Raw genomic sequence first — 22,159 nt, forward strand, 5'->3', positions numbered from 1 at the left:
TAAAAAAAGGGCTGAAAAATCTATTCAGCCCTTTTTTTTACATCCTGTAAATCCAATCGGAAGGATTCATTTTATCGGAATTCTGGTAGATATAGAATTTTAAGACCGTCTTTCCAGTAGTTGGATTGTTGTAAATGGTTCCAATCTCCTGCTTCGTACTTACTTTGTCACCCTTTTTAACAGTCACTGTTGCAAGATTTCTATAAATAGTAATATAGTCTCCATGCCGAATATAAATCGCCTGATTAGCCCCTTTTATTTGCTGTATCTGCATCACTTCTCCCGAAAATACAGCTCTGGCTTTTGCATTGGACTCGGTCGTAATTTCAACACCATTGTTGTTCGTTGTCACATTAGGGAACTGCGGATGTTTATGAGTCCCAAAACTTTCAGTCACCACTCCTTTTTCTACCGGCCATACTAATTTTCCCTTGTTACTGGTAAAATTGGCTGCAAGTGCTTTTGCTTCTGGTGTAAGTGCAAAAGTAGTTGCTTTGGTTGTAACTGTGTTTGCAGTACTTCCAGACTCTCTATTCGATTTTTCGATGGCCAATCGGATTAATTTTTCAATTTCCTTTTCTATAGCTTCAGCCTCATTTTGTTTTTTCCGAATCTGAGAAGCAAACTTGCCTTCTTCCTTTTTGAGTGAGGCGATCATCGATTCCTGATCTTTCTTCTCCTGCCTCAATTTGGTTTTTTCTCTATTGTTTTCATCAATTAATTGCTCTTTTTGCTTTTTCTGAACTATTAAATCATTGTTCAATTGCTGAAGCTTGAGCGTTTTCTCCTTGATACTTTCCCCCTGTTTTTTTCTTTGCTTGGCGTATTGCTTCATATACTGCAACCTCTTATAAGCCTGTAAAAAGTTTTCCGAAGAGAAAAGAAACATAATCCTGCTCTGTTGCGATTTACTTTTATACGATTTTACAATCATCCCCCCATAATCCTCTTTCAATTCTTTAAGTTCACCTCTCAACTGATCAATATTCTGAAGGTTGTCATTAATATTTCTGGTAAGCAGATTGGCTTGTTGGTTAGTGACACGAATAAGGTTCTCACGCGTTGTAATTCGTTGGGAAATATCTTCCACATGTGTTAAAACCGATTTCTTTTCTCCTCTGGTTTTAAACAGCAGGGAATTAATTTGTTTAATTTCATCTAACAAAGCAACCCGTTTTTCCTCCAGTTCCTTTTGCTTATCAGGTTGTGCAATGGCCGAGAAAACGGTAAAAAAGCAAAGTGCCAGAAAGAAATATTTACTTCTATTATTCATCTATCGTAATTGAATTTCTTCATATCCATTTGGTATATCAAACGGAAAATTTATGGAAACATTGAGGTCGATCTTCTTATAATTTAGTTCAATCCTAGTTTTGTCTTCATTCTCACTTGCATTTATTTTAATTTCTGAAGGAAAGAAACTACCGTCAATCTCTTGATATTCACCATAATTAACGGTAAGAAGTCTGTTTTTTGAAGGTTGTGCCACAGATTCTGAATGTACTTTGAAATTTTCCTGATTCAGAAATAAGGAAACTATAAATTCTGCCTGTTGTTGCTTCGGAAGGATTTTATACCTCGCCTGAAGCAATTTTACATTGTAACTACGAGCGTTAAGTGCGAAAACAGATTGTCCCAATAAAATATTCTGCGCCTTTTCAAAATCGATGTCTGTTCCTAAAACTTCACTCAATAGCGTAAAATCACCATCGAAATATGACCCAGAAATACTTTCGTAATACTGTACTCTATCTGGAGTGATTAACACTTTGGCAAGGGTAATCCCCAAAATTGAAGCCTTTATCCAAATGATCTTGTCTTTCTCCATGCGAAGACTGGCAGTGATACTTTGAGATTTTTTTTCATCCTCATAAACCACCTGAACTCTTGCTGCCAAAGTATTGAAATTAGGGGTTGCCTTATTGTGATAGGTGATTACATCTTCAATTGAAGATACTTTTTTAGCAGACTTAGTCGCTTTGCCAGCAGTGCCGCAAGCGCTTAAAAAAAACACTGCTAAAAGAAAAAATAAAAGTTTAAACTTCATATACTTAATTAGAATCCTTAACATCTAACGCTTTTTGAGCATATTTATTCGCTTGGGACGTATCTCCTTTCGAAGTGTAAGCAATAGATAGTTGTTTGTAAAAGTCCCGTTCCATATTAGAATCGTCGAGCAAATAATCCAAGCCCATTTCTAAACTCTCAATTGCAGGGTCGGCTTTTTGAAGTCCGTTGTTTGCAACACCATTTAAGAGATATATTATTGGCTGTGCTGGAAAAATCTCCAAGGCAGCCTCGCTTAAATTGGCAGCTTCATTAAATTTCTTAAAATCGATTTGAAGCAATAAAGTATTTTTGAGCAAGCTAAAGTTATCACCATCTTTTTCGATGCCTTGTTCATACAATATTAAAGCTTCTTCCTTTCTGCCTTTGGTTACATAATAATCCCCTAGTTTCTCGTATACTCCGCCGTCATTCTCATTAGCAAATAGAGATACAACACCACTAAGTTCCTGTTCATAGTCGGGATTCTCCGTTACAAATTTGATAAAATCTCCCAGAACTTTATACTTGCCCGGTTTGTCTATTTTTTCTGAAGCGAATACCTTTTTCATTGAGTTCATAGACTCCTTGACATTGCCTTCGTCGAGATAAAACTTATAAAGTGCCAAATGAACTAATTCAGATTTAGGATTGTTCTTTAAAAGGGTTTTAGCAGTTTCAAATGCTTTTACTGTATTCCCTTCTTCACTATACAAATAAATTAAGTTGAGATAATCCTGTTCATTTTTTGGATTGCTGTCAATCTTCTCTTCCAGCTTATCTATTTGTCCGGAAGCATTTCCCGTCCTTCGGTAAATCTGAGTACGCAATGCATCCCTATAATCACTTTCGCCCAAACTTTCATCCAATTCGTCCAGCACTTCGATAGCCTTTTCAAACTGTTCGGTTCTAGAGTATAAATTGGCGAGATCTTCTTTGTAATCGTTATCAAATTTCGTGAGCTTTATAACCAAAGGAATCGCCGACACATAATCTTTCTCCTGATAATACAAATCGTAAAGTGCTTCCAATACTTCAATTTTGTCACCCTCACTGATTAGCACCTTTTTGAAATTCTCTTCTGCATCATCGAACTTTTTCAATTCCACTTCATTTTTCCCCATTTCAAAAAAGAGGACTGCTTTTAGTTTTGGATCATCTTTGGCAGCGCGCTCAGCTTTAGTAAGTGCTTCAAGGGCTAATTCGTAGTTTTCAATTCCTTTTTGCTTTAAGGCTTCAAAAAAATTCTCCTGAAATGCATCACTTACATCTCCCAAATCGTCGGTAGGACCTTCAATTTCTTGTGCGTTTAATAGCTTCGGAAAGAAAAGTATTCCGAAGAAAAAAAGAAGGATATGTAAATTGATTCTGCCCATTTATTTTTGATGTTGATTTCGCCCTTTGGAAGTGCGTAATGCAATACACATTAATCTATGATAATTTGCTGTAATCGCCAATGCTTATATTGGTGAAATTTCCATCAAATGTAGCATGATTACCAATCATTGCGTTGTCTAATGTAGCGTTTTTAATAACTGTATGCGTTTGAATTATACTATTTTTAACGCTACTGTTTTCAATAACTGTGCCGTCTCCGATCGAAGCGAACGGTCCGACAGTACTATTTTTAAGCATCACATTTTTTCCAATAAAGCAAGGCTGTATAATTTTGGAATTTTCGTTAGTGATCGATTCCGAAAGTAGTCCTTCATTGCTCTCCTGAAGAAACCCGAGCATTCTACGGTTGGTCTCAATGGTTACGTCTTTGTTTCCACAATCCATCCATTCATCAACGGTCCCTGTTTTAAACACTTTACCGTTGGCCATCATTCGTTTAATTCCGTCGTTGATTTGATATTCTCCGCCATTGATAATATTATTGTCAAGCACATATTGCAGCTCCGTTTTTAACTCACCCACATCTTTAAAGTAATAAATACCTATCACTGCCTGATCGCTCACAAACTCGGTTGGTTTTTCTACTAATTCTGTAATCTCATCTCTCTCATTAAGATTCACCACACCATATGCCTCAGGATTTTCTACCCTCTTGGTCCATATCACACTATCGGCTTCTTTATCGAGGTTAAAATCGGCTCTAATCAAAGTGTCTGCATAGGCAATTACAGCAGGGCCCGATAATGAAGGTTCAGCACACATAATGGCATGTCCGGTTCCTTTAGGGTCCAACTGTCGGTAAATGCTAGCCTTAGCACCAAGATCGGTAGCGAGGGCTTTTAAGCTTTCAACCACCTCTTCACCAAAAAAGGCAGGGTCGCCGAGTATAAAGGCGATTTCCTCAATGTCCTCATTGAGTACATGCACAATATCGGCCACCAAACGATGAACTATAGGTTTTCCAGCAACAGGAATTAAAGGTTTAGGTACGGTTAGGCTATGTGGGCGTAGTCGTGATCCACGACCAGCCATAGGGACTATTATTTTCATTTGTTAGATTTGAGTGTTGAGACATTAGATTTATTAGTTCTTATTTTATGAGATTCTGGCCTCCGCAGGGATTATTATTTAATACCTGTACTTCCGAATCCGCCGGCTCCTCGAGAGGTTTCACCGAGTGTTTCGACTTCTTCCCAAACCGCACGTTCGTGTTTGGCAATTATTAATTGCGCAATTCGCTCACCGTGTTCGATAGTAAAATCTTCGTTCGATAAATTGACAAGAATTACTCCAATCTCTCCGCGATAATCTGCATCGATGGTTCCTGGAGAATTTAAGACCGTTATTCCTTTTTTAGCCGCCAATCCACTTCTGGGACGGACCTGTGCTTCATAGCCTACCGGAAGTTCAATAAACAAGCCTGTTTTTACAATAGCACGCTGCAAAGGTTTTATAGTTGATGGTTCGCTAACATTGGCCCGAAGATCCATACCTGCCGAAAAAAGTGTTTCGTAGGAAGGTAAGGCGTGATCGGACTTGTTGATAATCTTTATGTTCATTTTAATATGATTCAATGCGTTTGCTTCGGAAAGACTCTAAGGTTTATAAAACCTAACAAATTAATGTCTTGATGGTTACCTTCTCATAATTCGCTTTATTTCGTGTCTTTCAGAAAAATAAATCGCTGACAAAAATACCAATAATAATACAGTTCCAATGATTAAATTCCTGTCGAAAACATAAAATGAAAACGAGGAGAATACAATGGCTAGTAACAAATAGCCTCCTATTCGTTTTAGATCGTATGGAACCGGATAGTGTTTTCTTCCGAAGTAATAGGACAAAAACATCATACTTCCATATGCCGCTAGAGTCGCAATTGCAGAACCTATATAGCTAATTATAGGGATCAAAGTAAAATTTAATACAAGGGTAACTAAAGCTCCAAATATCGAAATATAGGCGCCGTATTTGGTGCGATCGGTCACTTTGTACCACACCGAAAGATTGTGATAGATTCCTAAACAAAGATTAGCCAGTAAAATTATGGGTACAATTGAAAGTGCAACCCAATAAGCACTGTCTTTAATAAGTAATTCCTTGAAAACGTCAATATATACAATTACAAAAAGAAGGATAAAGCTTCCGAAGATGGTGAAATATTTGGTGATCGTAGCATAGGTAAACCTCGCATTTTCATGATTGGAATGGTTAAAGAAGAAAGGTTCAATTCCCAATCTAAAGGCGGTCGCAAAGAGTGTCATAAACACTCCCAACTTATAACAAGCCGCATAAACACCTACCTCAGCTTCAGCAATATCGCTAGGTAATAAATATTTTAGTAGAATCTTATCGAAGGCTTCATTAATAGAAAAAGCAATTCCTGCGATGAGCACCGGAAAGGCATACTTCAGCATTTTCTTCCAAATAACTGCATCGAATTTAAATCGGATTTTGATATAAAGTGGCAGAACAATTAGAAGGGTGAGTCCGCTAGCGATAAGGTTTGCGATAAATACAAGCGCTATTTTGTTCTCTTCGGAATAAATCGTATTCCAAAAAGATTCGGGTTGTTCTGAAGCCAAACCTGGTAACCATAGAAAGAAGAAGAGGTTAAAGCCTAAATTTACGCATACATTAAAGATCTTGATAATGGCATATCTAAGAGGTCTCTCGTTAGCCCTTAACCATACAAATGGAAGCACAACGAGGGCGTCGAGGGCGAGTATTAGTAAACCATAGGTAACATACTCCGTTTTAAACTCCAGGAAGTTTGATAATGGTTGCCGTACTAGTAGTAAAATTCCTAGAAAAACTATTGTTGATACCGTGAGAGAAGTAAGCACGGTGGATTGAACAATGTTCTTTTTTGACTCATCCTTATTGATAAAGCGGAAAAAAGCCGTTTCCATCCCATAAGAAAGTACAACATTCCCTAAAATAAGATAAGACATTAAAGAAGCATAGATCCCGAATTCTTCCGGAAGTAATACTTTGGTGTAAAGAGGAACTAATACAATAGCCAATGCCCGCGGCAAAACAGTTGCCAGGCCATAGATGAAAGTTTGTTGAAAGAGTTTTTTAAAAACGCTCAATGCCGAATATAGTTAAACGGCAAAAGTATTAAAATTAACAACGTCTCACGCACTTCTAGTCTGTTCCTGTTTCCTTTATTTCGGGATACTCGGTAGCAGGTTTATTATAGAGTTCGGAAATTTTAAAATAATGAAGTGTTCGCTTACCATCAAATCTGTAACCAATCACCATTTCATCTTCCAATAGTTCAAAAGGTGCAGTTTCGTCAACTACAGTTGGATCAACCTTTATCTTTTTAATATAACCCTTATAATGGTTACCATAACCGGTAAACTGATCCCTGAATTTTGGAAATCGAAGTGCTTCTACCTTTTTATTCTCAAAATAAAAGTTTTGAATAACTACATCTTCCGGTAATTCGGAAAAAGTAACGTGTAGATTTGTCCCTGAACCCACTCCTCGTACTCCGGCAACCCAGTCCTGACTATAGGCGTTACTTACTTTAAATGGTGGATCTTCAACGAAAGTGATCGTTTGTGATTTTGTGCTTAGACAGCTTGAAATGCAGAAAAAAAGAATTACTACCCCAACCAAACTTATTGCACGTTTTAATGTATTCATCTCCCCAGAATTTTTACAATTAAACAATTAGCTTAATTATAAAGATACAAAAGAAAATGTCTGTATTATAGTTGTTATTCGATTATATCGTAAGATATTTATTACTGCTTCTTCTGATACCAAGTATTTCCGAAGCAAAAAGATGATTTTGATTATAAAAATGGAAAGACATAGTTCTCTTTAATTTTTATCGCCTGGAAAGGCTGCCGGGTAGGCCAACAATGGCTTTACCTCAATATTTGAAACTTTATAAAATTTATCGGAACCGTTCTCTTTATAATGAATAACAGCTTCGTTATCGGCTAATTCGAATGGGAAATCAATTTCAAGGGTATTCTGGGCCTCTTTTACAGGATCTATATCCATAACAACATCCGGTCGTCTCTTGTCTTTAATATAGGCTGTAAATTTATTTGAGTCGCTAGGTGATTGCTTTAGTGCTTCGATTTTTTTACTAAAGTATATTTTAATGATTTCAACATCTGTTGCAATTTCATCAAAAGACAAATGAATATTGGTGCCTGAACCTCCGTCTGGAGTTCCGGCCACCCAATTTTGAGACGAGATTTCAGAAATAACGAATGCAGGGGATTTTTCAAATTTTAAGGTGTTGCTTCCTTGTGCACTGCCACAATTAGAAAAACTGAACAGTAGTACTGACACACCTAATAGACTGAATAAAAAATTAATACGTTTCATATGCAACTAAAATTACAATTAAATGGCTTCAGAAAAAAATCGTCTTACTTCATTACTTTCAAATTTTGAACCAAAAAAAAGCCTTCCGAAGAGATCGAAAGGCTTTTCATTAAATAAATAATAAAGTTTATCCAGCAAGTGCCTCAGCTCCACCAACGATCTCAAGGATCTCATTGGTAATCGACGCCTGACGAGCTTTATTGTATTGTAATTTCAATGCATCTCTTAATTCGGTAGCATTATCGGTTGCCTTGTGCATGGCAGTCATACGAGCACCGTGCTCGCTGGCAACTGAATCACGTAAACCTTTAAACAATTGCGTTTTTAAGCTCTTCGGAATCAGTCCTTCAACTATTTCTTCCTTTGAAGGTTCGAAAATATAATCTCCTGTTGATTTTGTTTCTGAAGCTTCCGGCGGAAGAATAGGTAAAAACTGTTCAGTAGTTACGATTTGAGTAGCAGCATTTTTGAAATGGTTATAAATCACCATGATCTTGTCGTAGCTGCCATTGGAAAATAGCTCCATTAACTTTTCAGCAATCTCGGCTGTTGCATCGTAAGATAGATCATCAAAAATAGCATTATTGTTTTCAACTACTTTCCCTGTTTTTTTAAGGATATCGTTTCCTTTTTTACCAAGGGTAATAAAATCTACCTGTTTTCCTGCAAACGAACCATCAACCAAGCGTCTTGCTTCTTTAATAATATTACTATTAAAAGCACCCGCAAGTCCACGATTAGAAGTAATTGCTACAACAAGCACTTTATTCACTTCACGTTGATCTGAATATTTACTTCCGCTATCGCTATCGAGTGTTGCACTTAAATTTTGCAATAATTCTGTAAGCTTTTCAGAATATGGACGCATCGCAGTAATAGCATCCTGGGCCTTTTTCAATTTTGCAGCCGATACCATTTTCATGGCAGAAGTAATCTGCATCGTTGATCCAACCGATGATATTCTGTTACGTATTTCTTTAAGATTCGCCATTCTTTTTTAGAATTGAGATTTGAGTATTGAGTATTAAGACATCTTTGTCTCAATACTCAATACTAATATCTAACTACTTTTTATACTTCGCTGATAAATCTGCTGCAACAGTTGTGATAACATCGATAGCATCGTCAGTAAGCTTTCCAGCCTTTAACGTATCTAATGTATCTCTGTGCTTCACATTCATCATTTCAAGGAAGTCTCTCTGAAACTCCTTTACCTTATTAACAGGTACATTACGCAGTAAATTCTTAGATCCTGCATAAATAATTGCAATCTGATTTTCTACTGTAAACGGATCATTTTGAGCCTGCTTTAGGATCTCCACATTTCTTTTACCTTTTTCAATAACATTTAGAGTCGCTGCATCAAGATCGGATCCAAACTTAGCAAATGCTTCCAATTCACGGTACGCTGCCTGATCAAGTTTCAAAGTACCTGCTACTTTTTTCATCGATTTAATCTGAGCATTACCTCCTACACGAGATACCGAAATACCTACGTTAATTGCAGGACGTACACCCGAGTTAAATAAATCTCCATCCAAGAAGATCTGTCCGTCTGTAATCGAAATTACGTTAGTTGGGATATATGCAGATACATCACCTGCCTGAGTTTCAATAATAGGAAGAGCCGTTAAAGAACCACCACCTTTTACCATAGGTTTTAAAACTTCAGGAAGGTCATTCATTTCACTTGCAATCTTGTCATCAGCAATAATTTTTGCAGCACGTTCTAACAATCTTGAGTGTAAGAAGAATACATCTCCAGGATACGCCTCACGTCCCGGAGGACGACGTAAAAGAAGAGAAACCTCACGGTAAGCTACCGCTTGTTTTGATAAATCATCATAAATAATCAAGGCTGGACGACCAGTATCTCTAAAAAACTCACCGATAGCTGCACCTGCGAAAGGAGCATACACCTGCATTGGAGCAGGATCTGATGCGTTAGCCGCAACAATCGTGGTATAAGCAAGAGCACCTTTTTCTTCTAATACTTTAGCGATAAGAGCTACCGTTGAAGCTTTTTGTCCAATTGCCACATAAATACAATAAACAGGTTCCCCTGCATCGTAAAATTCTTTCTGATTCAAAATGGTATCGATACAAACAGTAGTCTTACCTGTTTGACGGTCACCAATTACCAATTCACGCTGACCTCTACCTACAGGGATCATCGCATCAATAGATTTTATACCAGTTTGTAAAGGTTCGGTTACCGGCTGACGGTAAATTACACCCGGTGCTTTACGCTCTAATGGCATTTCATAAGTTTCACCAGAGATTGGTCCTTTTCCGTCGATTGGTTCACCCAGTGTATTTACAACACGACCAACAATTCCTTCACCTACTTTTAGGGAAGCAATTCGCTGTGTACGTTTTGCTGTAGATCCTTCTTTAATTCCTTTTGAATGCCCTAACAATACAACACCAACATTGTCTTCTTCCAGGTTCAAAACGATCCCTTCAAGACCACCTTCGAATTCTACTAATTCTCCGTATTGCACATTTGATAGTCCGTAAACACGTGCAATACCATCACCTACAGTTAATACAGATCCAACTTCGTCTAAAGAAGCTGTTGCTTCAAATCCTGCAAGTTGTTGTTTTAAGATTGCTGAAACTTCAGCTGGTTTAACTTCTGCCATTTCTATTTAAGATTTTAGATGCCTGACTTAAGACCTGAGCCTTCACTTTAAGCACCCGCTATTATAATCACTTTATTATTTTGTTCGAGTAAAAAGAATATTTCCTTTATACTAGATACTTTTACTAAATTCTCTTTTTATATTTTCGAATTGATTTGCAATACTTGAATCATACTGTAAATCGCCTACACGAAGGATAAAACCTCCAATAATATCTTTATCTACTTTGTTTTGAATCGTCACCTGATTACTTCCGGTTAATTCTTTCACTTTAGAAAGCACTAACTCTTCAAGTTCCGGTGTCAATTCAACAGCAGTGGTAACATTTGCAACCTTTACACCTTTAGCTTCATTGTATAAGTCAATAAAACTTTCTGCAACATTGCCAAGTAGATCAATTCTTTTGTTAGCTGTTAATACTTCGATAAGGCCTTTGGTTACTTCCGAATTATTCTCGAATATTTTCACCAAGGCTGCTTTCTTATCTTCGGCTTTAACCACCGGACTTTTTAGCACATTACGCAATTCCTTACTCCCTTGAATGGTTTTATAAACGGACTGCATATCGCCAAAGATAACGTTCTCTAAATTGCTTTCGCTAGCATGTTCTAAAACCGCTTTTGCATATCGTATGGCTGCTCTGTTGCTCATTGGTTCCTTAATTTAAAGTTGCATTGTTCAACATATCTTTCACTAGATTCAATTGCTTGTCGTTTTTAGACAATTCGTCTTTTACAACTTTTTCAGCAATTTCTAATGAAAGGCTAGCCACTTGATTTTTGATTTCAGCAACAGCTGCTTTCTTTTCACTTTCGATAGCTACTTGTGCATTGGCAATCATTTTGCTCCCAACTTCTTGTGCTTCCTCTTTCGCTTCTGAAATCATTTTTGTCTTCAATTCGCGAGCTTCCTTCATCATAGCTTCACGTTCTGCACGGGCTTCTTGCAACAACTTTTGATTATCTGCCTGAAGATTTGCCATTTCCAATTTAGCTTTTTCAGCCGCATCAAGCGCATCTCTAATTCCTTGCTCACGTTCGTTTACCGCGTTTAATATAGGCTTCCATGCAAATTTCCGAAGCAAAAGAAGTAATAATATAAATACAACTGCTTGCCAGAAGAAAAGTCCAATCGAAAATTCAGTAATTAATTTTTCCATCTTGTAAAATCACGCTAGACGTGAGAATTAGTTAATGATACTTTTTGTTTAATCTAAAAATGACCCGACTCAAGTCGGAGTCCAAACCACCTCTTTTTAAGGAGAGGTCGAAATTGCAAAATAGCAATTTCGGCTTAGGTAATAAGATACATCCCTGTAACCAACCGTCACAGCGATGTATCTAATTGTTTTGATTATCCTGCGAAAATCGCGGCGAAACCAATACCTTCAATAAGCGCTGCTGCAATAAGCATTGCTGTTTGAATTTTTCCGTAAGCTTCTGGCTGACGTGCGATAGCTTCCATAGCTTTCCCACCAATCATACCAATACCGATACCGGCACCGATTACTGCTAATCCTGCTCCGATAATAGAAGGAATTACAGTACCTCCTGCTTGTACAATCATTGGAATTGTCATAATATATATATATTTAAAAATTAAACACTCAATTCAAGTTTATTGAAACACTTAGACTGGCTAAGCATTACAATAGGATCATGTCCTTATAAATGCGCTACTTCTCCGTCATGTTCTTCAGCATGCTCGTGAGTTTCACTTGCAAATCCGAAGTACAATGCTGCCAGCATCGTGAAAATATATGCCTGTAGCAACGCTACTAATATTTCAATTAATGAGATTGCGAAAGCTAGTCCGAAAGACAAAGTTCCACCAATCCAATTTTGGAATATGTAAATTAGACCTAATAAACTTCCTAATACCACGTGTCCCGCTGTCATGTTTGCATACAAACGAATAAGCAGTGCAAATGGCTTAATGAAAAGTCCTAAAATTTCAATAGGTACTAATATAATATAGATAAGGATTTTTCCTGCCCATGGCATTCCATCACCTAATGGATCAAAAACGTGCTTCCAGTAATCTTTAGTTCCGGTAAAGGTTGTAATCAAGAAAACGATGATCGCCAATGCTGTTGTAATTGCAATGTTTCCTGTTACGTTAACCCCAAGTGGCGTTAATCCGAACATATTCAGAAACCATATAAAGAAAAATACCGTTAATAGAAACGGCATATATTTTTTGTATTTCTGTTCTCCAATGTTAGCGATTGCGATATCATCTCTAATATAAAGGACGATAGGTTCGAAGAAACGCCCCGCGCCTTTTGCGATACCCCCATTCTTCGCATAACTCTTTGCCAAGCCCATAAATAATAGGATCATTAAAAGGGAGGTAAGCAACATCATAAACACCCCTTTTGTAATAGAGATATCAAGCGGCTTATCGTTTGTAGCGTGATCCTTATCGTCGTAGTTTATAGTTCCAGCGGCATCAGTTTTGTAGATCTTCGCATGGTCAATTTTGTAGTAGTTGCCATCAACTTCCGCAACTGTTTCACCGTGGTGAAATTTTGAAGAAGAGAACACTTTTAAACCGTTATCCCAAAGAATAATAGGTAATGGAAATCCAACATGATGCACCTCACCGGCATCATCGGTATAAGAATACAATCCAAAATCGTGAGAATCCAGTAAGTGATGCGTTACATAATCCTTAACATCCTGTTTTCTGTCTAGTTTCGCTTGCTTGTCCTGAGGTGTCTCTTTCGCACAGGAAAACGAAGTGAATGCTATAACTAATACTAAAAGTAATCGAACCAATATTTTTCTCTGCATTTCCGAACAAGTTAAAAGGTGTCCTTAAAATCGGTGCAAAAATACTGTTCTTTTACAGAAAGAAAAAACAATTTTATTTCTTTTTTTCTGAAGCTTTATCTTCGGAATAAGTCTGATTATTAAGTAGTTTGGAGAGATAGATCACTTCCAGTATTAAACAGACTGCGTAGGGCGTGAAAAACGCTGCAAATTCAGCGGTTTGCATAATTTCGTCTTTTTGATAAAAAGGATAAAAAATTAGAAAGAAAATTAGAAATTTTACACCACTTCCTGCCATAAAAATAAAGCCGGTGTTCAAGGATTGTTTATTTAGATGGGATTGTATCACCAATAATACAATCACAGCAAGCGCATAATTAAGCACATAAGACAATAAAATCCTATTATCTAATAGGTTCAATTCTAAGGTCCAAAGTATAAAAAGATGGACGCCAAAAACTAAAACGATTACTAAAAAAAGTAATATTATAAACGCATTTCTTTGCTTTTTCATAGCAAAATTAAGAATTCAGTCGATTGGTTTGTTTGACCACTAGAAATAAAGAAATTCCTACTCCGGCAAGTGTACATATAATGGTAAAAAGTTTTCCATCACTGTAATTGAGGTCCAGCCATTTGCCTAATTGCACAAAAAGATAGATAATAACTCCCATTTCAATGGCGATTGCAGATAGAACTGCCCATCGTTTGAGATTATTATTCCCTTTTTTGTCCATACTATTTTGAAGGTTCTGCCGCTTTCTTGGCACGTTGCTGGCGATCGAAGTGATTACTACCGGCAGTCGATTCATTTGGTGTGGCTGTTTGATTAACCTTGTTCTTTGCTCCACCTTTCATCGTGCAGCTCGCATTAAAAGTAGCGCCCGGCTCAACAGCAAGTTTTCCTACAACTACTTCACCATCAATGTGAGCAGTAGATTTAAGGCTTAAAGTTCCGGAAACATCTAAGTTTCCTTCAAATTTTCCTTCAATATCGGCGTTTTCGCAGGTGAGAGTTCCTTTAATAAAACCCGTTTTACCCAAAACAACTTTAGAGGGTGTGTTTACATTGCCTTCGATATGGCCGTCTATTCTAAAAAATCCCGAAGAGTGGATATCTCCTACGAGTTTTGTTCCTTCGTTTATTCGATTCTGTCCGGTGCCCGGCTCAACAACATTCTTGTCTTTTTTTTCTGAAAACATGGTCGTTTATTTTTGAGGATCAGGGTCCTTCTCTTCAGAGTTCCCTGGGTTTAAATATTTAGTTAGGTTTTTGTGTATTTGAATTGTCTTATAATTTGGGGAAGAGATTTCAAAATGTGTGTTTGTAATTTTATAGTCTTTATGTTCTTTTAACACTTCTCCAAATCCACGAGCTCCAAGCTTGGTGTTGAAACCATGAACTACAACTAGCTTTGTGTTTGGATCATAATAATCGATAGAAATGCTAAGGTTTGAATAATTAAAGAAGCCTAATGCCTTATCTAATTTTTCTTTTAATAGTTGCGCAGATTGTGTGTCATTCGCGCCAAACTGATAGATCATCTTGAAGTTTTTAGCCTCTTCATCCGACTCAAAATCCTTTTTAGCTAACTTCGGAATGACAGTCGAATAAATCGTCTGTGCCTGTTTCCCTTCTTCCGAATTCGGGTAGGTTAAAGAAACAAAATTTAATGCTTTTTTATAGGCTTCAAATCCCTGCTGACGCCCAATGGCAGTTGCCTTCAACAACTCCAACTTCGGAACGATATCATTTCCATTATAAGTGGTGATATACTCATCTGAAGTGTCGATCACCTGTTGATACTTCGAAGCTTCAAAATCTTTGTACAATTGTTTATACTTAAACTCCGGACTAGATTCGTCGGTAGCGAGCGAAGTGTTTGGATTACGAAGTATTTCCGCGTACCTGGAATCGCTATGATTATTTAAAATATCATTTTTGTATTGAGTGGCCAACGTACTATTCTCCAATTCCTCATAAATTCTGAAGAGATTGTATTTTGAAGGTAAAATCAGTCTTTCTTCAGGATTGTAAGTAAATAATTTCTCCAATCGGTTGGCCGCCAATTCGTATTCTTTGAATTTCTCTTTGTAAATCAAGCCAAGTTGATAATACGCGAAGTTACGCTCCTTACCTAGGCTGTCGATTACTTTCTGATCTTTTGGAATTCGTTTCAAATAGGTTTCCACATTAAACATTTCGTTCTCGGCTATTGGAGCCACCGGAGATGCTTCAACATCATCGACTGTTTCCAGACTACTCTTTTTGGCAGAACGTCTCCAGTTATCTTCCAATTTACGTTCGCCCCAAATTTTTCTGAATTCCTGCTTCCCATAAGAAACCGTAGATGAATTATAAAAATAAAATCTCCCACCTGCCTCTTTCGGATTGTCTTTTCCTGTTTTCGTATAAAATTCGTTATTAGCGATACTTCCTTCCGCTTTTGCACTTTCAATAGAATCTCTTACTGCCTTTGCTTTTAGTTTCTCTGTATACTCAGTAAAAAATGCAGTTTGTTGAGCTTCAGACATGGCTGCGATGCGCAAAATACTGTCGTTCATAGTTGCGATATCTTCATATTTGATGACATCATCCAAGTTCTCACGTTTCTTTTTGATACGTCTCCATTGACGCGAATTTTCTTCAAGACTTGTAAGCGTACTATCGTAATACGAACCAGCTCGTTTGTATTCGGCATTATTGAAATTGATTTCAGCTAAAGTCTGATAATCAACTGCTCTTAAAATAGCGTCACGGGTTACTGCTTTCAAAGACTTGTTGTAGTACGTTACCGCAGTATCAATAACCTTGCTGTTTCTATAAAATTCACCTATAGTGTAATAAATCTTGTCGAGAAAAGGTCTGTTTTCTCTGTCTTCTTCCAAATCGGCTAGCAGTTCTCGCAAGGCAATGCGATCTTCTTTTTCAAAGTCGAAATTATTGGCTTTTGCCAAATACGCATTGATCATATAAATTCGAGGAGATTTTCTGTTAAGTTCAATCACCTCATCAAATGCCAAATTAGCACTGTCTTTAATTCCTAGTTTGTTGTACAGTTGTCCTTTTATAAAAAGATATCTTCCTTCAAGCTCTCTATCCTCTACATTAGCTGCTGCCTGTTTCATAAATGGCAATGCTTCTTCAATAGAATCCATATTGATATATGCTTGTGCCATCATTGCTGAAGCATCTGCTAATACATCGTCCTCCAATTCATCCTTCTCAAACATTTTATGAAGATTTTCCAAGGCAACCTCTTCATTTTTCAGACGAATATTCGTCTTCGCTTTCCATATCTTCGCTATGTTAATACTGTTACTGGTTGGATATCTGTCTAAAATAAAATTAAAAGCATCCAATGCCGGTACAAATCGGGAGTCATAATAACGTGATTTACCCAATAACATATAGGCCTCATCGATTTGAGGATTATATTCTTTACCGTCGATGTATATAGAATGTTTCTGAATCGCCTTCACGGCTTTTTCTTCAGCCCTATTGAAATTAGGATCCTTTGCCTCTCCAGGCAACCCAAGACTCTCTTCAAGTTCAATTCTTTCTACCGGAAGAATCTCCCAAAAATTGTCGTTATAGGTAAGTGATAATTCTTGCTTTCCTTGGTCGTATGCAACGCCACCGTTATAAAGTGTATTATATTCGGCTGTCACTGCATGCACATTCCTATTTAAAAAGGTGTTTTTTTTGCGCGAACACGCTGCCAAAACTAAGACTGCAAGAAGTACGATTGTAATTTTATGTATGCCCTTCAAAATTCTATGAATTATTTGTTATACTAACTTAAAAGCTACGCTTTTAGTATAAAAACCGCTACTGGAACGGTAAAAATACACTTCTTTTTATTATCTCCTTAAAAATTGCTTTAAAAATTGAGAAGGTTTCCCGCTTCAATTGCTTTGTAAACTTAAATTCCTTTGTATTTTTACGCAAAAATATATAGCATCTTGAATACATTTCACACTTTAACCATTTCCGAAGTAAAACAAGAAACTCCAAATGCAGTTTCTATTACTTTTTCCATACCCGTTTCCCTTTCCGAAGCATTCTCATTTAAGGCGGGACAATACGTAACCATAAAGCATATCGCTGAAGGAACTGAGTTAAGAAGAGCCTATTCTATTTGTAGTCTTCCGGGCAGTGACAGCTTCACTATTGGTGTTAAAAGAGTAGAGGGTGGAAAGTTTTCAGGCTATGCAAACGACGTTTTAAAGGCAGGTGATACTTTGGAAGTTATGCCTCCGGGAGGAAAATTTGTACTTTCTCCTGTGGCAGATGTGGCTAAAAATTACGCCGCTTTCGCTGCTGGAAGTGGTATTACCCCTGTGCTTTCAATTATTAAAACGGCCTTATCGAAAGAACCTAATAGCACCTTTTTATTGGTGTATGGTAACAAGACAGCCGAAGACAGTATGTATTTGACGGACCTTGCAAGTCTTCAGGAGAAATATCCGAACCGTCTAAAAATACAGATGGTTTATAGTCGCAAGGAAGCTGATAATGCACTCTTCGGAAGAATAGATCGTTCTGTTGTGAATTTTCTTCTGAAAAACAAGTACAAAGACACTACTTTCAATGAGTTTTATCTCTGCGGACCAGAACCTATGATCGACGATGTGGCTTCTACTCTGAAAGAAAATCATATCAATACCAAACAAATTCATTTTGAACTTTTCACTACTTCTGAAGGAGATTTGCTAGTACAGGCTCACGATGGCACCACAACCATTACGGTAGTTTTAGACGATGAAACCGAAACTTTTAGCATGCCACAATCAAAATCGGTGTTGGATGCGGTTCTCGAAAATGATCTGGATGCTCCGTATTCTTGCCAGGGCGGAATTTGTAGCACTTGTATTGCTAGGATCAAGGAAGGTAAAGCCGAAATGCGAAAAAACCAGATTCTTACCGATAGTGAAATTGCAGAAGGTCTCATTTTAACCTGTCAGGCGCATCCAACAACAGCTACATTAATTATAGATTATGATGATGTGTAGATAAAATTTACTTAAAGTGAATTGTTAATTGCTTATTTGGTGAAGGTACTAAGCGGTAGCGTTCATTAATATTCGATACTTATAATTTCAAAAATCCTATCTTCAGTTGCAAGCTTTAAAACTGTTTGCTCTCCAACTTTCTTATTTATCAATATTCTGGCGATTGGTGAGATAAATGAGATTTTACCTTTTGAAATATCCGCTTCATCTACTCCTACAATTTGATATTGTTGCAGTTCTGTTTCTTTTTCAATTTTTAAGGTTACTAAAGCACCAAATCGTATTTCATTTTGTGGTTGTTTGTCAAGAGCTACAATTTTTGAGGTAGCAATTCGGTTACTCAACAATTGCAATTTTGCATTTATAAAATTCACAGCAATGCGTCTTTCTTTTTCATTCGCTATTTCTAGCTGGCTTATTTCATTAATGAACATTTCTTTTTCAGTTAATAGTTCATCCATCCCAACTTGAGTAACGTAATTTGTCATTCCTTCTGGCAAATCGGCTCTTGGTGGTATCATAGGAATTTCTTCCTGATCGTCTTCTTTAACAAATCCTCTACTCATGGTTTACTTCATTTTAATAACGACCTTTCCTTTAGTTCGTCCTTTATCAACATAAAGTATGGCATTTAATGCATCTTCTAAAGGAAATACTTTGTCAATATTCGTTTTAATTTTTCCTGTTTCTAAAAGATTGGTGACTTCATTGAGTTGCTTAACGTTGGCTCTCATAAGGAGAAGACTATAATAGGCAGACTTAAGCTTTATATTTTTGGTAATTTTTCTTCTTTTCCATGCTAAATAGAGTTTGGCAATTTTATTGAGTTTCATTCGGTTTGCAGTCTCTTTATCAACCGGACCGACAAGTGTGATTACTTTACCACCTTTTTTAATAACTTTAAAAGCGTCTTCAGTATACTGATTTCCAAGCGTGTCCAGAACCACATCTGCATCTTTTACAATGGTTTTGTAGTCTTCAGTTTTATAATCGATCACACGATCTGCTCCAAGTTCTTTCACCCATGCTACATTACTCGTACTTGTTGTGGTATAAACATAAGCCCCTTTTGCCTTTGCTAATTGAATTGCCAAAGATCCAACGCCACCGGAGCCTGCATGAATTAATATTTTATCACCCGATTTTAAATTAGCTCGTTTTAAAACTTGAGAAGCCGTAAGGCTAACCAGTGGTAAACTTGCAGCTTCCTCAAAGGTGGTGTTTTTGGGTTTTATACTTACAATGTTTTGCTTAACAGCCACAAACTCGGCAAAGGAACCTTGCTTATCTACATAGGCGTAAACTTCGTCTCCGATATTAAAATCTGAAACATTTTCACCTTTTCCCACAATTTTTCCACTTACATCATAACCCATTGTTGCTGGCAAGCTATATTTGCCAAGTCCTTTTAATTTGCCTTTTATAACTTTAATGTCTAACGGATTTACACTAGCGGCATAAGTTTCAATTAAAACTTCGTCTTTGTTTATTGTGGGTTTTTCAATTTCAGTAAATTTAATATTTTCTGAAATTTCTCCATATCCTATATGTTGTATGGCTTGCATAATCTATTATTTTTTAGCGTTATCAACTTCTTCTTTATTGAGACTTAAAAATTTTAAACCAAGAGCCAATAGAAGTATGGAAAAAGGAAGTATTGCTATTTCCCATTTGAGATTGTCAATGTTTACGAATACGACTTCAAGAAACTTTACAAAAAGAATAATGACAATCACCTCTGCAAGTACATTTTTTAAATGGCCAATATTTGGTGTTCTTATCCATTTTAATACGTTTTTTTCATCATCATACTTCTTGTTTGAAATGAACAAGGAATAAACACCATGTGCAAAAATGAATAGTACCAAGGCAATCAAAAATGTATCTAGAGATTTAATAAGATATGTAGTGGCAATATCTGCAGGATGTAAATGTGCTTTGTCTTCTGGTATGTAATTGAAGATAACTACCCTAAAAGCATTAACAGTTTTTAAAGCACCCACTATAAAAAGCAACAACGAACCAAGAAGTGAACCTATTATCGCAGTCCAACTTACATAACGAAATAAATAGAATATTTTTTTCATAATTGTTTGAAATAAAAAGAGGATAATTGAAACTAATTATCCTCTTTCAAAATTATTAGAATTTATTTAGATTGCTTTTGTTCCAGCTTCAGCAACTGCATGGTCATTTTCAACTGAACTTCCGCTTACACCAATGGCTCCAATAATTTCACCTTTGGCATTTTTAATTGGAATTCCACCTGGAAAAGTAATTAAACCTCCGTTAGAATGTTCAATATTGTATAAAGAGCCTCCTGGTTGAGATAATTCACCTACAATCCCCGTATTCATATCAAAGAAACGAGCTGTTTTTGCTTTTTTAATTGAGATGTCAAGTGAACCTAACCAAGCTCCGTCCATACGTGCAAATGCTACTAAATTTGCTCCCGCATCTACAACTGCAATGTTCATTTTAGTGTCTATTGCTGTTGCTTTTTGTTTTGCTGCTACTATTGCTTTTTCTGCTTGTGCTAATGTAATGTTCATAATGTATTGTTTTAGTATTGTTATTATTATGGTGCAAATATACCTTAAGAATTAGGGTATTGAGTTACCAAAACAGCTCAATAACTTATGAAAAAAGGTCAAATTATCGAGCTATCATACCATGTGGGTCAATAACAAACTTTTTAGCAACTCCGGTATCAAATTCGGCATAGCCTCTAGCTGCATCTTTCAGACTTATCACTTCTGCGTTTACTGCTTTAGCAATATCTATTTTTTCGTATAAAATAGCATTCATTAGTTGCCTGTGATATTTCATTGTGGGTGTTTGGCCAGTGTGAAAAGAATGGGATTTTGCCCAACCCAATCCAAAACGAATTTTTAGACTTCCTTGCTTTGAGGCCTCATCTGTAGCTCCTGGATCTTCCGTTACATACAAACCTGGAATTCCGATGGATCCACCAGCTCTAGTAATTGCCATAGCTTGGTTTAGCACAATAGCAGGCATTTCTTTTCCAGCATTTGCGCCATGCCCACTAGCTTCGAAACCTACACAATCCACAAAACAATCTACTTCGGGGATACCAACAATCATAGCAATTTGCTCTTCCACCGGAATACCATTGGTCAAATTAATGGTTTCGCAACCAAAACTTCTGGCATGAGCGAGACGTTGTTCATTAAGATCGCCTACTATGACAACGGCTGCACCTAATAACTGGCAACTTGAGGCACAGGCTAATCCTACTGGCCCTGCACCTGCAATATACACGATTGAACCAGCCGTCACACCTGCCATAACCGCTCCGTGAAATCCAGTCGGGAGAATATCGGTAAGCATAGTCAGACCCAATATCTTTTCCATGGCTTGATCCTTATCAGGAAATTTTAATAAGTTAAAATCGGCATAAGGCACCATTACATATTCTGCTTGACCTCCAACCCATCCTCCCATATCGACATATCCATAAGCGCCTCCCGCACGATCTCCATTGACATTTAAACAGATACCAGTTAGACCGTTTTTACAATTTCGACAACGACCACAGGCAACATTAAAAGGAACGGAAACCAAGTCTCCTTTTTTGATAAACTCAACGTCTCGCCCTAATTCTATAACCTCTCCTGTAATTTCATGCCCTAAAACCAGCCCTTTTTCGGCAGTAGTTCTTCCTCTAACCATGTGTTGGTCTGAACCACAAATATTGGTAGCAACAATCTTTAAAATAACGCCGTGTTCACACTTTCGATCTCCCAATGCTAGTTTGGGATAGTCTATTTCTAATAATTCTACTTTTCCTGCTCCCATATAGGATACGCCATGATTTTTACACATAATTTTCTGATTTTATTGTGATTAACTAATAATTTCAATTGAAACGAATTGAAAGTTACTGTTATTTTTTTGACTATC

Annotated in this window: 24 protein-coding genes; 1 reads left to right on the top strand and 23 read right to left on the bottom strand. The window is 37.0% G+C overall.

Features of this window, described 5'->3' with window-relative positions; all coding sequences use genetic code 11:
• Positions 1–37 precede the first annotated feature (37 nt).
• The 18 genes from BXY75_RS01695 to porW all read right to left on the bottom strand — a co-directional run bounded on the left by BXY75_RS01695 (position 38) and on the right by porW (position 16,993).
• Positions 38–1,273 (bottom strand): murein hydrolase activator EnvC family protein, encoded by a 1,236-nt coding sequence (locus BXY75_RS01695; protein ID WP_121905964.1) that lies wholly within the window; start codon positions 1,271–1,273, stop codon positions 38–40.
• Positions 1,274–2,047 (bottom strand): DUF4292 domain-containing protein, encoded by a 774-nt coding sequence (locus BXY75_RS01700; RefSeq protein ID WP_170152829.1) that lies wholly within the window; start codon positions 2,045–2,047, stop codon positions 1,274–1,276.
• A 4-nt stretch (positions 2,048–2,051) separates the two neighbouring features.
• Entirely contained in the window at positions 2,052–3,422 is a 1,371-nt protein-coding gene (locus BXY75_RS01705; protein ID WP_121905966.1) for a tetratricopeptide repeat protein, read from the bottom strand.
• A 55-nt stretch (positions 3,423–3,477) separates the two neighbouring features.
• A complete protein-coding gene (locus BXY75_RS01710) occupies positions 3,478–4,494 on the bottom strand; it encodes a sugar nucleotidyltransferase (RefSeq protein ID WP_121905967.1) in 1,017 nt (338 codons plus the stop codon).
• 74 nt (positions 4,495–4,568) lie between these two features.
• A complete protein-coding gene (dut, locus tag BXY75_RS01715) occupies positions 4,569–5,003 on the bottom strand; it encodes a dUTP diphosphatase (RefSeq protein WP_121905968.1) in 435 nt (144 codons plus the stop codon).
• 75 nt (positions 5,004–5,078) lie between these two features.
• A complete protein-coding gene (locus tag BXY75_RS01720; RefSeq protein WP_121905969.1) occupies positions 5,079–6,539 on the bottom strand; it encodes a lipopolysaccharide biosynthesis protein in 1,461 nt (486 codons plus the stop codon).
• A 55-nt stretch (positions 6,540–6,594) separates the two neighbouring features.
• Positions 6,595–7,101, bottom strand: coding sequence for a hypothetical protein (locus tag BXY75_RS01725; RefSeq protein WP_121905970.1), 507 nt, complete (start codon positions 7,099–7,101; stop codon positions 6,595–6,597).
• Positions 7,102–7,281: 180 nt separating this feature from the next.
• Positions 7,282–7,800: a hypothetical protein gene (locus BXY75_RS01730; protein WP_121905971.1), complete on the bottom strand. Its 519-nt coding sequence runs from the start codon at positions 7,798–7,800 to the stop codon at positions 7,282–7,284.
• 127 nt (positions 7,801–7,927) lie between these two features.
• Positions 7,928–8,791, bottom strand: coding sequence for an ATP synthase F1 subunit gamma (gene atpG / locus BXY75_RS01735; RefSeq protein ID WP_121905972.1), 864 nt, complete (start codon positions 8,789–8,791; stop codon positions 7,928–7,930).
• A gap of 73 nt (positions 8,792–8,864) precedes the next feature.
• Positions 8,865–10,445, bottom strand: a complete 1,581-nt coding sequence (gene atpA, locus BXY75_RS01740) for a F0F1 ATP synthase subunit alpha (protein WP_121905973.1) — start codon at positions 10,443–10,445, stop codon at positions 8,865–8,867.
• A gap of 111 nt (positions 10,446–10,556) precedes the next feature.
• Complete coding sequence (gene atpH / locus BXY75_RS01745) at positions 10,557–11,096, bottom strand: ATP synthase F1 subunit delta (RefSeq protein WP_121905974.1); 540 nt, start codon at positions 11,094–11,096, stop codon at positions 10,557–10,559.
• Between the two features lie 7 nt (positions 11,097–11,103).
• A complete protein-coding gene (locus BXY75_RS01750) occupies positions 11,104–11,604 on the bottom strand; it encodes a F0F1 ATP synthase subunit B (protein ID WP_121905975.1) in 501 nt (166 codons plus the stop codon).
• A 194-nt stretch (positions 11,605–11,798) separates the two neighbouring features.
• The gene (gene atpE, locus BXY75_RS01755) at positions 11,799–12,023 is read right to left on the bottom strand and encodes an ATP synthase F0 subunit C (protein WP_245962902.1); all 225 of its coding nucleotides are present in this window, start codon (positions 12,021–12,023) and stop codon (positions 11,799–11,801) included.
• 86 nt (positions 12,024–12,109) lie between these two features.
• Positions 12,110–13,240: a F0F1 ATP synthase subunit A gene (gene atpB / locus BXY75_RS01760; protein WP_121905976.1), complete on the bottom strand. Its 1,131-nt coding sequence runs from the start codon at positions 13,238–13,240 to the stop codon at positions 12,110–12,112.
• A gap of 73 nt (positions 13,241–13,313) precedes the next feature.
• On the bottom strand, positions 13,314–13,733 hold the full coding sequence (locus BXY75_RS01765; RefSeq protein WP_121905977.1) for a DUF6168 family protein: 420 nt from the start codon (positions 13,731–13,733) through the stop codon (positions 13,314–13,316).
• A 7-nt stretch (positions 13,734–13,740) separates the two neighbouring features.
• The gene (locus BXY75_RS01770) at positions 13,741–13,956 is read right to left on the bottom strand and encodes an AtpZ/AtpI family protein (RefSeq protein ID WP_121905978.1); all 216 of its coding nucleotides are present in this window, start codon (positions 13,954–13,956) and stop codon (positions 13,741–13,743) included.
• Position 13,957: 1 nt separating this feature from the next.
• Positions 13,958–14,422 carry a bactofilin family protein gene (locus BXY75_RS01775; RefSeq protein ID WP_121905979.1) on the bottom strand — a complete coding sequence of 155 codons (465 nt, stop codon included), beginning with the start codon at positions 14,420–14,422 and terminating at the stop codon, positions 13,958–13,960.
• A gap of 6 nt (positions 14,423–14,428) precedes the next feature.
• Entirely contained in the window at positions 14,429–16,993 is a 2,565-nt protein-coding gene (gene porW, locus BXY75_RS01780; RefSeq protein WP_121905980.1) for a type IX secretion system periplasmic lipoprotein PorW/SprE, read from the bottom strand.
• A 192-nt stretch (positions 16,994–17,185) separates the two neighbouring features.
• Here porW and BXY75_RS01785 point away from each other — a divergent pair, with 192 nt between their 5' ends.
• Positions 17,186–18,235 (top strand): ferredoxin--NADP reductase, encoded by a 1,050-nt coding sequence (locus BXY75_RS01785; protein WP_121905981.1) that lies wholly within the window; start codon positions 17,186–17,188, stop codon positions 18,233–18,235.
• 65 nt (positions 18,236–18,300) lie between these two features.
• Here the strand turns inward: BXY75_RS01785 and BXY75_RS01790 are convergent, their stop codons facing one another.
• From BXY75_RS01790 to fdhA, 5 genes are all read right to left on the bottom strand, one after another.
• Positions 18,301–18,801 carry a GreA/GreB family elongation factor gene (locus BXY75_RS01790; protein ID WP_121905982.1) on the bottom strand — a complete coding sequence of 167 codons (501 nt, stop codon included), beginning with the start codon at positions 18,799–18,801 and terminating at the stop codon, positions 18,301–18,303.
• 3 nt (positions 18,802–18,804) lie between these two features.
• A complete protein-coding gene (locus BXY75_RS01795) occupies positions 18,805–19,800 on the bottom strand; it encodes an NADP-dependent oxidoreductase (RefSeq protein ID WP_121905983.1) in 996 nt (331 codons plus the stop codon).
• Positions 19,801–19,806: 6 nt separating this feature from the next.
• A complete protein-coding gene (locus tag BXY75_RS01800; protein WP_121905984.1) occupies positions 19,807–20,322 on the bottom strand; it encodes a YqhA family protein in 516 nt (171 codons plus the stop codon).
• Between the two features lie 66 nt (positions 20,323–20,388).
• The gene (locus tag BXY75_RS01805) at positions 20,389–20,787 is read right to left on the bottom strand and encodes a GlcG/HbpS family heme-binding protein (protein WP_121905985.1); all 399 of its coding nucleotides are present in this window, start codon (positions 20,785–20,787) and stop codon (positions 20,389–20,391) included.
• Positions 20,788–20,890: 103 nt separating this feature from the next.
• The gene (gene fdhA / locus BXY75_RS01810) at positions 20,891–22,081 is read right to left on the bottom strand and encodes a formaldehyde dehydrogenase, glutathione-independent (protein WP_121905986.1); all 1,191 of its coding nucleotides are present in this window, start codon (positions 22,079–22,081) and stop codon (positions 20,891–20,893) included.
• Positions 22,082–22,159 lie beyond the last annotated feature (78 nt).

The sequence above is a fragment of the Ulvibacter antarcticus genome, from assembly GCF_003688405.1.
Classification (GTDB): Bacteria; Bacteroidota; Bacteroidia; order Flavobacteriales; family Flavobacteriaceae; genus Ulvibacter; species Ulvibacter antarcticus.

Excerpts from the sequence above, each read along its gene's own strand:
- BXY75_RS01695 (WP_121905964.1), bottom strand. The coding sequence starts at position 1,273 with ATGAATAATAGAAGTAAATATTTCTTTCTGGCACTTTGCTTTTTTACC.
- BXY75_RS01700 (WP_170152829.1), bottom strand. The coding sequence starts at position 2,047 with ATGAAGTTTAAACTTTTATTTTTTCTTTTAGCAGTGTTTTTTTTAAGC.
- BXY75_RS01705 (WP_121905966.1), bottom strand. The coding sequence starts at position 3,422 with ATGGGCAGAATCAATTTACATATCCTTCTTTTTTTCTTCGGAATACTT.
- BXY75_RS01710 (WP_121905967.1), bottom strand. The coding sequence starts at position 4,494 with ATGAAAATAATAGTCCCTATGGCTGGTCGTGGATCACGACTACGCCCA.
- dut (WP_121905968.1), bottom strand. The coding sequence starts at position 5,003 with ATGAACATAAAGATTATCAACAAGTCCGATCACGCCTTACCTTCCTAC.
- BXY75_RS01725 (WP_121905970.1), bottom strand. The coding sequence starts at position 7,101 with ATGAATACATTAAAACGTGCAATAAGTTTGGTTGGGGTAGTAATTCTT.
- BXY75_RS01730 (WP_121905971.1), bottom strand. The coding sequence starts at position 7,800 with ATGAAACGTATTAATTTTTTATTCAGTCTATTAGGTGTGTCAGTACTA.
- atpG (WP_121905972.1), bottom strand. The coding sequence starts at position 8,791 with ATGGCGAATCTTAAAGAAATACGTAACAGAATATCATCGGTTGGATCA.
- atpA (WP_121905973.1), bottom strand. The coding sequence starts at position 10,445 with ATGGCAGAAGTTAAACCAGCTGAAGTTTCAGCAATCTTAAAACAACAA.
- atpH (WP_121905974.1), bottom strand. The coding sequence starts at position 11,096 with ATGAGCAACAGAGCAGCCATACGATATGCAAAAGCGGTTTTAGAACAT.
- BXY75_RS01750 (WP_121905975.1), bottom strand. The coding sequence starts at position 11,604 with ATGGAAAAATTAATTACTGAATTTTCGATTGGACTTTTCTTCTGGCAA.
- atpE (WP_245962902.1), bottom strand. The coding sequence starts at position 12,023 with ATGACAATTCCAATGATTGTACAAGCAGGAGGTACTGTAATTCCTTCT.
- atpB (WP_121905976.1), bottom strand. The coding sequence starts at position 13,240 with ATGCAGAGAAAAATATTGGTTCGATTACTTTTAGTATTAGTTATAGCA.
- BXY75_RS01765 (WP_121905977.1), bottom strand. The coding sequence starts at position 13,733 with ATGAAAAAGCAAAGAAATGCGTTTATAATATTACTTTTTTTAGTAATC.
- BXY75_RS01770 (WP_121905978.1), bottom strand. The coding sequence starts at position 13,956 with ATGGACAAAAAAGGGAATAATAATCTCAAACGATGGGCAGTTCTATCT.
- BXY75_RS01775 (WP_121905979.1), bottom strand. The coding sequence starts at position 14,422 with ATGTTTTCAGAAAAAAAAGACAAGAATGTTGTTGAGCCGGGCACCGGA.
- BXY75_RS01790 (WP_121905982.1), bottom strand. The coding sequence starts at position 18,801 with ATGAGTAGAGGATTTGTTAAAGAAGACGATCAGGAAGAAATTCCTATG.
- BXY75_RS01795 (WP_121905983.1), bottom strand. The coding sequence starts at position 19,800 with ATGCAAGCCATACAACATATAGGATATGGAGAAATTTCAGAAAATATT.
- BXY75_RS01800 (WP_121905984.1), bottom strand. The coding sequence starts at position 20,322 with ATGAAAAAAATATTCTATTTATTTCGTTATGTAAGTTGGACTGCGATA.
- BXY75_RS01805 (WP_121905985.1), bottom strand. The coding sequence starts at position 20,787 with ATGAACATTACATTAGCACAAGCAGAAAAAGCAATAGTAGCAGCAAAA.
- fdhA (WP_121905986.1), bottom strand. The coding sequence starts at position 22,081 with ATGTGTAAAAATCATGGCGTATCCTATATGGGAGCAGGAAAAGTAGAA.